The sequence below is a fragment of the Mesorhizobium sp. M4A.F.Ca.ET.090.04.2.1 genome, from assembly GCF_003999085.1.
GTDB lineage: Bacteria > Pseudomonadota > Alphaproteobacteria > Rhizobiales > Rhizobiaceae > Mesorhizobium.
This window is the reverse complement of record NZ_RZOT01000107.1, coordinates 1-12,841: the sequence shown is the minus strand read 5'-3', so window position 1 is coordinate 12,841 and position 12,841 is coordinate 1. Positions and strand designations below refer to the sequence as shown.

10 protein-coding genes are annotated in these 12,841 nt (G+C 63.9%); 7 read left to right on the top strand and 3 right to left on the bottom strand.

All coding sequences use genetic code 11. The features are described from left to right. The first annotated feature begins 233 nt into the window (after positions 1-233). From EN781_RS10390 to EN781_RS10375, 4 genes are read left to right on the top strand one after another with little or no spacing between them, the layout of a single operon-like run. Positions 234-1,313 (top strand): toxic anion resistance protein, encoded by a 1,080-nt coding sequence (locus EN781_RS10390; protein ID WP_126054966.1) that lies wholly within the window; start codon positions 234-236, stop codon positions 1,311-1,313. Between the two features lie 10 nt (positions 1,314-1,323). Then, entirely contained in the window at positions 1,324-2,895 is a 1,572-nt protein-coding gene (locus EN781_RS10385) for a substrate-binding domain-containing protein (protein WP_126054967.1), read from the top strand. 4 nt (positions 2,896-2,899) lie between these two features. Beyond that, positions 2,900-3,517: a 5-bromo-4-chloroindolyl phosphate hydrolysis family protein gene (locus EN781_RS10380; RefSeq protein ID WP_126054968.1), complete on the top strand. Its 618-nt coding sequence runs from the start codon at positions 2,900-2,902 to the stop codon at positions 3,515-3,517. Further along, positions 3,517-4,623, top strand: coding sequence for a substrate-binding domain-containing protein (locus tag EN781_RS10375; RefSeq protein WP_126054969.1), 1,107 nt, complete (start codon positions 3,517-3,519; stop codon positions 4,621-4,623). Before EN781_RS10380 ends, EN781_RS10375 begins: the two co-directional genes overlap by 1 nt. A gap of 7 nt (positions 4,624-4,630) precedes the next feature. Here EN781_RS10375 and sthA read toward each other — a convergent pair whose 3' ends face one another. Next, a complete protein-coding gene (sthA, locus tag EN781_RS10370; protein ID WP_126054970.1) occupies positions 4,631-6,019 on the bottom strand; it encodes a Si-specific NAD(P)(+) transhydrogenase in 1,389 nt (462 codons plus the stop codon). Between the two features lie 188 nt (positions 6,020-6,207). On the opposite strand from sthA, the gene EN781_RS10365 reads away from it, so the two are divergent. The 3 genes from EN781_RS10365 to EN781_RS10355 all read left to right on the top strand — a co-directional run bounded on the left by EN781_RS10365 (position 6,208) and on the right by EN781_RS10355 (position 8,665). Continuing rightward, the gene (locus tag EN781_RS10365) at positions 6,208-6,678 is read left to right on the top strand and encodes an RDD family protein (RefSeq protein ID WP_126054971.1); all 471 of its coding nucleotides are present in this window, start codon (positions 6,208-6,210) and stop codon (positions 6,676-6,678) included. Between the two features lie 139 nt (positions 6,679-6,817). Further along, positions 6,818-7,582 carry an arginyltransferase gene (locus EN781_RS10360; RefSeq protein WP_126054972.1) on the top strand — a complete coding sequence of 255 codons (765 nt, stop codon included), beginning with the start codon at positions 6,818-6,820 and terminating at the stop codon, positions 7,580-7,582. Between the two features lie 186 nt (positions 7,583-7,768). Then, positions 7,769-8,665, top strand: a complete 897-nt coding sequence (locus tag EN781_RS10355) for an EamA family transporter (RefSeq protein ID WP_126054973.1) — start codon at positions 7,769-7,771, stop codon at positions 8,663-8,665. On the opposite strand, the gene EN781_RS10350 is transcribed toward EN781_RS10355, so the two are convergent. Further along, positions 8,653-9,858 carry an AI-2E family transporter gene (locus EN781_RS10350; RefSeq protein WP_127399954.1) on the bottom strand — a complete coding sequence of 402 codons (1,206 nt, stop codon included), beginning with the start codon at positions 9,856-9,858 and terminating at the stop codon, positions 8,653-8,655. The two genes, EN781_RS10355 and EN781_RS10350, sit on opposite strands and share 13 nt — an antisense overlap. Positions 9,859-10,147: 289 nt before the next feature. Continuing rightward, the gene (parC, locus tag EN781_RS10340; protein WP_126054975.1) at positions 10,148-12,400 is read right to left on the bottom strand and encodes a DNA topoisomerase IV subunit A; all 2,253 of its coding nucleotides are present in this window, start codon (positions 12,398-12,400) and stop codon (positions 10,148-10,150) included. Positions 12,401-12,841 lie beyond the last annotated feature (441 nt).

Below are 12,841 nucleotides of genomic sequence, written 5' to 3'. Positions count from 1 at the left end.
ACATCTGGGCATGAGATCGGCGATTCGGATGCGACGATCGTCAGGCAATGGCTGGCGGATCCAACTGCTGTCGCGTGAGCCCGGTCAATTCCATCGAATCCTTCACCGGTGGCCAGCATTTCGCCATTTCGCACTCCAGCGACGGGCCACTCCCTCTTCCATTGTCCACAGCGCGGACATATCTCTGTCACGAACTGTCTATCGAGATACTGTTCACTGAGGGGGAGGTCTAGATGACCGACAAGAACAGCGTCACTCTGCTCGACGACACCTCGACATTGCCGGCAATCGTGGCCAATCCGTCCGAAGTGGCTCGGATTGAAGGCACGATCGACGTTGGCGACCGCGCAGCGATCTCGGTCTATGGCGACCGCGCCCAGCAGTCTGTCAGCGACTTTGCCGACAAGATCCTCGCCCAGATCCGCAACCGCGATCTCGGCGACACTGGCACGCTGCTCACCGATATCATCATGAAGGCCAAGAACCTCGACCCCGCCTCGCTGAAGGAAGAAGGGTTCCTGAGCAATTTGTTTTCCTCATTCAAGGCTCGGCTCGAACGCTTCAAGGAGAAATACGAGGACGTGGCGGGGCAGATTGACCGCATCGGACTGGAGCTCGACCGTCACAAGGATACGCTGAGGCGCGACATCGCCGTGCTCGACGACCTGCACGAGCAGACCAAGGACTCCATCCTCAAGCTGGATGCCTATGTCCAGGCCGGCAAGAAATTCGTCGACGACTACCGGGCCAACGAATTGCCCAAGCTGAAGGCCGCGGCCGAAGCCAAAGGCAGCGATGCCGGCGGCACGCTGGAGGCGCAGACCTATCAGGACACGGTGCAGGCACTCGACCGGCTGGAAAAGCGCATCTTCTACCTGGTGCAGGCTCGCCAGCTTGGCATCCAGCAACTGCCGCAGATCCGCATCGTGCAATCGGGTGACGAAACGCTGATCGAGAATTTGCAGGCGACGTCGGCGCTGACGGTGCCGGCCTGGAAGCAGAAGATGGTCATCCTGCTCGGCCTGACCAACCAGAAATCGGCGCTCGAGCTGCAGAAGACGGTGACCGACGCCACCAACGAGATGATCCGCCAGACCTCGAAGATGATGAAGGATCAGGCCATCTCGATCGAGGAGCAGGCGCAGCGCGGCATCGTCGACGTCGAGACGCTGGCTCAAGCCAACCGCGACCTGATCGACACCGTGCAGGGCGTGCTCAAGGTCCAGCAGGAAGGCCGCCAGAAGCGGGCGGACGCCGAAAAGCAGATGGACCAGATGACCGCGGACCTCAAGAAAGCGCTCACCCAGGGCTGACGGAGCCTCGATGCCGAAGACGCTGTCGTCCGTTCTCCTGCTGGCGGTCTCGCTGCTGCTGGCCGCCTGCAATTCGAGCAACGTCAAATTCTCGATCGTGTCCGGTTCCGAGAACACCGTTCTCGAGCCGATCGTGCAAGAGTTCTGCGCCAAGCAGGGCGCCACCTGCATCGTCTCTTATCAAGGCTCGCTCGACATCGGCCTTGGCCTGCAGAAGCCGGGCGGACTCGACCAGGATGCGGTCTGGCCGGCTTCGAGCGTCTGGGTGGACCTGTTCGATTCCGGCCGCAAGGTGCGCAACCTGACCTCGATCGCGCAGATGCCGGTCATCCTCGGCGTGCGCAAATCCAAGGCCGCCGAACTCGGCTGGGTCGGCAGGGACGTATTCATGAAGGACATTCTTGCCGCGGTGAAAGACGGCAAGCTGAGATTCCTGATGACGTCGGCCACGCAGTCCAATTCCGGCGCCAGCGCCTATCTCGCGATGCTATCCAGCGCGCTCGGCGGCAAGGAAGTAATCCAGCCCGGCGACCTCGACAATCCGAATGTGCGTGACACGGTCAGCGCCCTTCTGCAAGGCGTCGAGCGCTCGTCCGGTTCCTCGGGCTGGCTGGCCGACCTGTTCATCGACTCTGCGCGCAAGGGCACGTTCTACGACGCGATGTGGAACTACGAGGCGACGCTGAAAGAGACCAACGACAAGCTGAAGCAGATGGGCGACGAGCCGCTCTACGCGATCTACCCCGCCGACGGCGTTGCGGTCGGCGATTCACCGCTCGGCTTCATCGACCATGGGCGCGGCCCCGAGGTGGAGAAGTTCTTCACCGACCTGCTCGCCTACCTGCAATCGGACACGATCCGCAAGCGTATCGCCGATACCGGCAGGCGCCTGCCGCTCGGCGGCGTCGCGATCCAGGCGGCAGCCGAGCCGGACTGGAACTTCGATCCGGGCAGGTTGGTGACGTCGATCCGCATGCCGGAGCCGGCGGTGATCCGCACGGCGCTCAATCTCTACCAGGAGGCGTTGCGCAAGCCCTCGCTGACGGCGCTCTGCTTCGACTTTTCCGGCTCGATGGAGGACCAGGGCGAAAAGCAGTTGCAGGTCGCCGCCCAGTTCCTGTTCACGCCGGAAAAGGCCAGTGAAGTGCTGGTGCAGTGGACGCCCTCCGACCACATATTCGTGCTGCCTTTCGACAGCGTGGTGCGCGACACATTCGAGGCGGGCGGCGACACGGCCGGCCAGAGCCAGTTGCTGTCTGATGTGGCCGTGCAACGGGCCGGCGGCGGCACCGACATGTATGCCTGTGCGCAGCAGGCCCTGCAGAGGATCACCGCCACGCCGAACCTGTCGAAGTATCTGCCGGCCATCGTCATCATGACCGACGGCCGCACTGATGGCAGTCCCGACATGTTCCTTGCGCAGTGGCGCCAAGCGCCGGTGCGCGTGCCGGTGTTCGGCATCACCTTCGGCGATGCCGACAAGAGCCAGCTCGACAGTCTCGCCAAGGCAACCTCGGCGCGAGTCTTCGATGGCAGCGGCGATCTGGCCAGCGCCTTCCGCGCCGCCCGCGGGTATAACTGAGCCGATGCGCTGGCTGTTCGGGAACGACTGGAACTGGATCGCGGCGGGCGCGGTTTCGGCCGCGCTGCTGCTCGGCCTGAGCTTCCTCACCCACTTCCCGTTCCTGGTCTCGCTGGTGATTGCCGCGCTTGTCTTTGCCGGGCTGGTCTTCGTTCTGGCGCCGCGCCAGCTGTTCGAAGGCCTGGATCTCGGCTCGATCGGCGGCGGCCAGGTGGCGTTCGCGCGCGAGCTTCTGGCGCAGGCGCAGCCGGCTGCCGACAAGCTGGCGGCAGCCGCGAGTTCGATTGCCGACAAGGACATGAAAGCGAAGGTCAAGAACCTTTCCGACATCGCCGCCGATGTCATTTCCAGGGTCGAGGCGAAGCCCGCGAGCGCGCCATCCGTGCGCCGCTTCCTCACCTACTATGTGCCGCAAGCGGCGGAAGTGGCGGAAGGCTATGCGACGCTAGCGAACCGGCGCGCACCGAGCCAGGTGAGGCTGGCCAAGGTCGGCGCCGTCATCACCAAGCTGCAGGATGCTTTCGTGCACTATGCCGACAGCCTGGCCGACAGCGAGCTCGGCACGCTCGACGTGGACCTGCGACTCATTCAGGAGTCGCTGAAAGAGGACATTGGTCGCTGATGGCCATTTCACGCCGCGCTTTCGGATTGGGACTGCTGGGTGCCGCCGCTGCCGGCACCGGCGGCTATCTGACGCTGAAGGACCGCCCCGAGTTCCGCGGTTATCTCGGCAACCGCGCGCATCTGTTCGGCTTCATCGGCGGCGAAAAGCAGGCCTTCCTCGCCGATCCCGATGTCGTCAGGGCGCTCGGCGGCTATGGGCTGGAGCTCGACGCGCGCGTCGCCGGCTCGGTCGAGATGGTGCGCGAAACGGCGCTGCTGTCGCAGAAGCCGCAATTCCTGTGGCCGTCCTCCTCGATCATGGTCGACCTCGCCCGCAAGAGCGGCGTGGCCATCCGCAACGACCAGGTCGTGCTAAACTCGCCGATCGTGATCTACACCTGGGGGCCGGTGGTCGAAGGCCTGAAGAAAAGCGGGCTGGTGAGCGTTGCCGCCAAGGGCGGCTACAACCAGCTCGATCTGAAGGCGCTGCTCGACGCCATCCTCGCCGGCAAGACATGGTCGGACCTTGGCATCAACGAACTCTACGGCCGGGCACGCATCGTCTCGACTGACCCCAATCGCTCGAACTCCGGCTTCATGTTCGCCGGCCTCGTGCTCAGCCTGATGAGCGGCGACGTGGCAACGCAGGAACTGCTTGCCGAGCATGGCGAGCAGGCGAAGGCGATCTTCCGCAGCATGGGACTCAAATCGTCCTCATCGGGCAAGCTGTTCGATCAGTACATCGCCGGCGGCCTCGGCGCCGAGCCGATGGTGGTGGGCTATGAGAACCAGCTGGTGGAATGGGCGCTCGCAGATCCGGCGCGCTGGCAGCGCGTGCAGGCAGGCACCGGCGCCAAGCCGGAAATCCTCTACCCGCGCCCAACCGTCTATTCGGCGCATCCGCTGATCGTCATCGATCCGGCGGTCGACGCGCTGCTCGATGCGCTGAGCAGCCCGAAGCTGCAGGAACTCGCCTGGTCGAAGCACGGTTTCCGCGGGCCGCTCGGAACCGTTGCCGGCGACGCCGACGCAATTGCCGGCGTGCGGCCGGCCGAGATCGAAGCAGTGCTGCCGATGCCTTCGGCCGATGTGATGCTGTCGCTGCTTGCCCAGCTGGAAGGCTGAGCGGCGCCTATCCCTGCCCCATGCGGTTCCAGGCATCGAGCCCGGCGATCTTGTAGGCCTCGGCCAGGGTCGGGTAGTTGAAGGTATTGTTGACGAAGAAGTCGACCGTGCCGCCGAGATTTATCACCGCTTGGCCGATATGGATCAGTTCGGTGGCGCCCTCGCCGACGATATGGGCGCCGAGCAGCCGGCGCGTCTCGACCGAGAACAACAGCTTCAGGAAGCCTGAATTCACGCCCATGATGTGGCCGCGCGAGGTTTCGCGGAAGCGCGCCACGCCGACCTCGTAGGCGGCGCCGCTCTCGCGCACCTGCTCCTCCGACTGGCCGACCGTGGAGATCTCGGGCACGGCGTAGATGCCATAGGGAAAGGTTTCCGGCGGCGGCGGCAGGGTGACGCCGAAAGCATGACAGGCGGCCACCCTGCCCTGCTCCATCGAAGTCGAGGCAAGGCTCGGGAAGCCAATGACGTCGCCGGTGGCATAGATGTTGGGCACGCTGGTCTGGAACGTGTTCGCGTCGACCTTGATGCGGCCCCTGGAGTCGGACTCGATGCCGACCACGTCGAGGCCGAGGCTGCCAAGATTGCCGCTGCGGCCGGCGGCATAAAGCACGATCTCGGAGCGGATGGTGCGGCCATCGGCAAGGGTGACCTCGGCATAATCGGGCTTGGAGGTAATCTCCTTGACCGTGCTGCCGAGGCGGATCGTCATGCCGCGATCGCGCATCTGGTGGATGAAGTCGTCGACGATCTCGCGGTCGACGAAATCGAGGATGGTGTTGCGCGGCTCGACCAGCGTCACCGGCACGTCGAGGGCCGAAAAGATGGTCGCGTACTCGACGCCGATGACGCCGGCGCCGATCACGGTCAGCGTGCGCGGCAGCCGGTTGAGTTCCAGCATCTCGTCGCTGTCGAAGACGCGGGTCTTGTCGAACGGTACGTCGCGCGGCCGGTGCGGTCTGGTGCCGACGGCGATCAGCGCATTGGCGAAACCGACCTCGCTGTAATCGCCATTGTCGCTCGTCAGGCTGACCTTGTTGGGGCCGAGGAATTTCGCTGTGGAACGCGCGCTCTTGACGCCGTTGCGCATGAACTGGTGCTGCAGCACCTCGACCTCGTGGTCGAGCGTCTTGTGCAGCCGCTCGATGAGGTCGGTGACCGAGATGTCCTGCTTGACCCGGTAGCCGCGACCGTAGAAGCCACGCTCGCGCCAGCCTGAAAGGTTGAGCACCGTCTCGCGCAGTGTCTTCGACGGGATGGTGCCGGTGTGCACCGAGACGCCGCCGAGGCGACGCCCCCTGTCGACCACCAGCACCGACTTGCCAAGCTTGGCCGACTGCACCGCGGCGCGGCGTCCCGAAGGCCCGCTGCCGATGACCAGCATGTCATAGTCCATATTGCCCCATCCCCTCGGCGTCTTGCTGCGCCGCAGCAAGCTAACGCCATCCGAGCCGTGAATTCAACCGCTTCAGCGACCTCCGCACGTCGCAACCCGACCGACGATCTTGATTCCGCCATCGGCTTTCACCATTTCAATGGCGGATCGCCCGCACCCTATCGCGGGCCCGGTTACGAGGACATGACATGAACGCGCGTGTACTTGACGGCGAAATCATCACCAGCAGGCTCGACGACGTGCGCGCCTATGACGGCGTGCGCACGCGGCGCATCCTGGCTTGCATGATCGACTACCTGGTCATCGGGCTGCTCACCATCCCGTTCGCGATCCTGGTGTTCGTCTTCGGACTGCTGACGCTCGGCCTTGGCTGGATGCTGTTTTCGGTGCTCGTGCCGGCGGTCGCCGTCCTCTACATCTGGAACACGCTGGGCAGCGTCGACCAGGCCACCACCGGCATGAAGCTGATGGGCATCCGGCTCGACCGCCTCGACGGCAGCCGCATAGATGGGCTGACCGCCGTCGTGCATTCGGTGCTGTTCTGGGCCGGCAACGTCATTCTGACGCCGCTGGTGCTCTTGGTGACGCTGTTTTCGGACCGCAAGCGCACGCTGCACGACCTGGTGCTTGGCACAGTGGTCAGCCGCACCGACCACTAACGCCGCTCTCCGAAGGCCGGCGCGAGCGCTTATCCGCAAATATGAAGGACTTCGGTTGGCCGCCGCCTCATAATCCTGTTGAATTTTTCGCCAACCGGGCCAAAGGTAAGGCGATTCGCAGGAGCGTTTCCTAGACTCGATGACGCAGCATCCGACCCAGTCGCCGCAGTTCTTCCTGACCGCGCCGTCGCCGTGCCCGTATCTGGAGGGCCAGTTCGAGCGCAAGGTGTTTACCCACCTTGTCGGCGACAAGGCGCCCGAGATGAACGACCTGTTGACGCAAGGTGGCTTCCGGCGCTCGCAGAACATCGCTTACCGGCCCGCCTGCGAAACCTGCCGCGCCTGCGTGTCGGTGCGCATCCTGGCGCAGGAGTTCACCGCCAGCCGCAACATGAAGCGGGTGATCCAGCACAATGCCGACCTCGTCGGCGCCATGCACGACGCGCAGCCGTCGACCGAGCAGTATTCGCTGTTTCGCGCCTATCTCGACGCCCGCCACCGCCGCGGCGGCATGTCCGACATGACGGTGCTCGACTACGCCATGATGGTCGAGGACACGCATGTCGACACCAAGATCATCGAATACAGGCGGCGCGGCCCCGACACCTTCATCACCGGCAAGGGCCAGGGCGAGCTGATCGCGGTGGCGCTAACCGACAAGATGGCCGACGGTCTGTCGATGGTCTATTCCTACTTCAATCCGGACTTCGAGGACCGCTCGCTCGGCACCTTCATGATCCTCGACCATATCGCCCGAGCGAGAGCCATGGGCCTGCCCCATGTCTATCTCGGCTACTGGGTCAACGGCTCACGCAAGATGAGCTATAAAATGCGTTTCATGCCGCAGGAGCATCTCGGCCCGAAAGGCTGGGAACGCTACGACCACGAAGCGGTCACGCGCTGACTAACCCTTTCCAAGCCCGACCTAGAAGCAATTCCAGGAAAAGTGTGTAGCGGTTTTCCGTCCGGAATTGCGTAATCACTGCAAACTGTTTCAAGCAGCGGGATGCTGGTCTTGTCGCCGAACGGCGAGAGAATGCGCTGTCGCGCCGCCGGCTGTCCGCGCGAATTCATTGCGAGAATTACCGACATGTCCTCCCACCACGACCACCAGAAAGGCCTTCTGCTCACCGCCATTGGCGGCCTGACGCTGACCGTCGACATCCCGCTGATCCGGCTCGCCCATGGCGAGGCATGGACAATCCTGTTGCTGCGCACCGGCACAACTTTCCTTGCCGGGATTCTCATCTGGACGGTCTGGCGCTCGCTGAGCGACCGGGCGCCGCAACTCGTTCCCGGCCGGGCGGGGCTTGCGGTGGCGACGCTTTACGGGCTCGGCTCGATCGCCTTCATCACCGCCGTCTACAACACCTCGACCGCCGACCTCGTCTTCATCCTCGCCTTCACCACCATGTTCTCGGCGTTGCTGTCCTGGCTGTTCCTGAAAGAACGGCCACGGCCGCTGACGCTGGTGGCGCTGGCGGTGATGATCCTCGGCGTCGCCATCATCGTCGGCGACTCCATCGGCAGCGGATATCTGTTCGGCGACGTCATGGCCCTGTGCTCCGCGCTCTGCGTCGCCTGCGCGATCACCATCTCACGCGCCAGCGGCAAGGACATGGGCTTCACCTCGCTTATCGGCGTGGTGCTGCCCTTCACCGTCGCCGCCTTCATGGTCTGGAAGACCGGCTTTCAGGTGGATGCGCCGTGGTGGATCATCTTCAACGGCGCCGTGATCATGCCGGTCTCCTTCTTCTGCCTCGCCAACGGGCCGAAATACATCACAGGGCCGGAAGTGGCGATGTTCTACCTGTTGGAAACGGTGCTGGCGCCGGTCTGGGTCTGGATGATCTTCGCCGAGACCCCGTCGCGCAACAGCCTGATCGGCGGCGCGATGCTGATCGTGACGCTTGTCGGCCATTCGCTGTGGCAGTTGCATGAGGGGCGCAAGCGCCGCGCCACGCTGGCGGTCAGTCACCCGGTCTGAAGCTTCTTCTTTTCGGCGGCGATCTCGATCTGCGGCGGGCCGTCCTTGGTCTCCGCAAGCGCCGTGGCGGCGGAATCGTCCATCAGCTCGACCTCGCGCAGCCACTCGCGCCAGATCGCGACCAGGAGCGCCATCAGCACGGGGCCGATGAACAGGCCGAGGAAGCCCATTGTCTTGACGCCGCCGATCAGGCCGAAAAAGGTCGGCAGGAAAGGCAATTTGATCGGCCCGCCAACCAGCTTGGGGCGCAGCGTCTTGTCGACGATGAAGAGCTCGACCGCGCCCCAGGTGAACAGCGCCAGCCCCGCCATCAGAGAGCCGCTGGCGGCAAGGTAGATCGACACCAGGGTGAAGGAGAGCGGTGCGCCGCCGGGGATCAGCGCCATGATGCCGGTCAATGCGCCAAGCGTCACCGGCGACGGCACGCCGGCCAGCCAGTAGGCGACGCCGAGCACCACTCCTTCGCCGATGGCGATGATGGTCATGCCGGTGACGGTGGACGAGATCGTCGCCGGCACCACGCGCGAGATCCGCTCCCAGAGGGTCGGCAGGATGCGCTCGCCGAGGCGGTCGACCTGCGCGGCGAAATGTTCGCCATCGCGATAGGCGAAGAACAGCGCGATCATCATGAACAGCAGCGTCAAAAGCAGGCCGAAGGCGCTGCCGCCGGCGGCGAGCGCGCCGCGATAGATACTGCCGATATTGGCGCCGCTGACCAATTGGATCAGCTCGCCGATGCCGCCGGGATGGCCGAGATTGGTCGTCCACTGCTCGTTCAGCCACTCACCGATAATGGGCATGGTGGCGATCCATTGCGGCGTCACCGCGCCGTGGCGGTTGGTCTCGATCGCCCAGCCGACCCATTCGCGCAGCTCATTGATGGCGTAGGTGCCGGCAAGCGCGATCGGCACCACCAGGAAGGTGAGGATGAAGAGGATGGCGAAGGTTGCGGCAATCGTGCGGTTGCCGCCGACGGCGGTGAGCAGGCGCCGGTAGAGCGGCCAGCTGGCGAAAGCGATGACCAGCGCCGCCAGCACCGGGAACAGGAAACCGTGGAAGAAATAGACGCCGGCGGCGACGATCAGCACCAGCAGCCAGCGCGCCGCCGACAGCGGCGGGATGACGGCGGCCCTGAGCGGCGTCGACAGGCCGAACAGCCGCTGCCCCGGTTTCTGGATCTCAGCCTGCTTCAAACGTGCATTTCTCCCCTGCCCGGGTTGCTTATGCACCATCATAGTGCAGCAATCGTGACGATAGTCCAAATGATTGGGCGGAGGCTTTTCCTTCTCCCCTTGTGGGAGATGGTGGATCGGCGCGCAGCGCCGAGACGGATGAGGGGTGCTGGAAGAAACGCGACGTCAAGAGATTCAAGGATTTGAAGCGCTTACATTCGAGAGGCAGCGATCCTTCCAACACCCCCTCATCCGGCCGAGCTTCGCTCGTCCACCTTCTCCCACAAGGGGAGAAGGTTGGGCGCTTCCGCTACCCGAACTTCCCCGTCCTCGGGAAACCCTTCGGCACCATGCGGCCGGCGGCGGCGCGGGCGCCGATCCATTCGGCCAGTTCCTCGCGCGAGCGGGTGAAGGTGCGGTCGGCCGAATCCTGCCACGACAGACCTGTCTCCAGCGTGAACGGCTTGATGTCCAGGACGCCGCCATCCTTGTATTTCTGCAAGCGCACGCCCTTGCCGCGCGCCATCTCCGGGATCTCGGCAAGCGGGAACACCAGCATCTTGCGGTTCTCGCCGACGATGGCGAGGTGGTCGCCTGAGAGCGGAATGCAGCGCTTGGCCTCGTCGGGCGCCTTGACGTTCATCACCTGCTTGCCCTTGCGGGTGTTGGCGACGACCTCTTCCTCCGGAACGATGAAGCCGTTGGCGTCGTAGGAAACCAGAAGCAGCTTGCGCTTCGGATCGTGGACGAATGCGGTGACGATGTCCTGGTCGTTCTCCATGTCGACGATGATGCGGATCGGCTCGCCATGGCCGCGCCCGCCCGGCAGCCGGTCGGCGCCGATGGTGTAGAACTTGCCGCCGGTGGTGAAGACCAGGATCTTGTCGGTGGTCTGGGCGTGGAAGGCTAGCTTGAGGCTGTCGCCTTCCTTGAAGGTGAACTGCGAATGGTCGGTCAGATGACCCTTCATCGCCCGCAGCCATCCCTTCTCGGAGACGACGACGGTGACCGGCTCGCGCTCGATCATGGCGTGCGCGATGTCGGTCAGGTCGTGCTCGGGCGCGTCGGCGAACTGGGTGCGGCGCCTGCCGAGCTCGGTCTCGGGCCCGAACTTGTCGCGGATGCTGGTGACTTCCCACGTGATCGTCGCCCACTGCTTGGCGTTGGACGCCAGCAGCGCCTCGATCTGCTTCTTCTCGGCGGTGAGCCCGTCGAACTCCTTGCGGATCTCGATCTCTTCCAGCTTGCGCAAGGCGCGCAGGCGCATGTTGAGGATGGCTTCGGCCTGGGTGTCGGTGAGCGACCAGCGGGCCATCATCACCTGCTTGGGCTCATCCTCCTCGCGGATGATCCTGATCACCTCGTCGATGTTGAGGTAGGCGATCAGATAGCCGGCGAGAATCTCGAGGCGCTTCTCGATCTCGCCGAGGCGGTGCTTCGAGCGGCGGATGAGTACGTCGCGGCGATGCTCCAGCCATTCCTTGAGCACGCCCTTCAGCGACAGCACGTTCGGCACCTTGCCGCGCGACAGCACGTTCATGTTGAGCGGGAAGCGGCTTTCGAGCTCGGTCAGCTTGAACAGCGATTCCATCAGAATGCCGGGATCGACGCTGCGGCTCTTCGGCACCAGCACGATGCGGATATCCTCGGCGCTCTCGTCGCGGATGTCTTCGAGCAGCGGCAATTTGCGCGCCATCAGAAGCTCGGCGATCTTCTCGATCAGCCTGGCCTTCTGGACACCATAGGGGATCTCGGTGACGACGATGCTCCAGGTGCCCCTGCCCTGGTCCTCCTGGCCCCATTTCGCCCTGACGCGGAAGCCGCCGCGGCCGGTTTCATAGGCTTCGAGGATCGATGCGCGGCTATCGACGATGATGCCGCCGGTCGGGAAATCCGGGCCCTGGACGAAGTCCATCAGCGCGGTCACCGGCGCGTCGGGATTCTCGATCAGATGCAACGCCGCGTCGCAGAGCTCGGCGGCATTGTGCGGCGGGATCGAGGTCGCCATGCCGACTGCAATGCCGGACGAGCCGTTGGCGAGCAGGTTGGGGAAGGCGCCGGGCAGCACGACCGGCTCCTCGTCCTCCTCATTGTAGGTCGGGCGGTAGTCGACGGCATCCTCGGTGATGCCGGCGAGCAGCTCCGTCGCCACATCGGTCATGCGCGCTTCGGTGTAGCGCATGGCGGCGGCGTTATCGCCGTCGATATTGCCGAAATTACCCTGCCCGTCGACGAGCGGGTAGCGCATCGAGAAATCCTGCGCCAGCCTCACCAGCGCGTCATAGATCGACTGGTCGCCATGCGGATGAAACTTGCCCATCACCTCGCCGACGATACGCGCGCATTTAGCGAAGCCCTGGTCGGGGTTGAGTCTCAGCAGCCGCATGGCATGCATGATGCGGCGATGGACGGGCTTCAGCCCGTCGCGCACATCCGGCAATGCCCGGTGCATGATGGTCGACAGCGCATAGGCGAGATAGCGCTCCTCGAGCGCCTTCTTCAGATCGACCGGTTCGATATGGTCACCGCCGCCATCCGAAGGCGGCAAAAGCCTTTTTCCCATGGGTTTGCACTAGCCGAGCGGGTGATTCGCGGCAAGCGCCGGCTGGCCTAATCCGCGCCTCTCAAGCCCACGGGTGTGACGGATTTCACGGAATTGGCGACGCTCGCCGGCCAATTTGCGGCCCAACTGCAACATCGATTGCCCGCATGACGGCGCCAGCCAACATCAACCTGTTACACGCCCTGTCTATGGCAGGGCGATGCCGCATGGAAACCCGATCTTCATGACAAATTCACCGCTTCAAGCGATGAGGTCGGCCCGCCATTTGCCTTACACCGTGATTTTCGACCATTGTGCCGGGAGACACCTTTTTCCCGTCCAGTTCGTCGCGGAATGGTGATGGCGCATAGGATCAAGAAGCAATTTCAGGACAACTCTCAGGGGACTTCGTGATGACATTCCAACGCTCAACTCTCAAGAAACTGGCTTTCTCGACCTTCC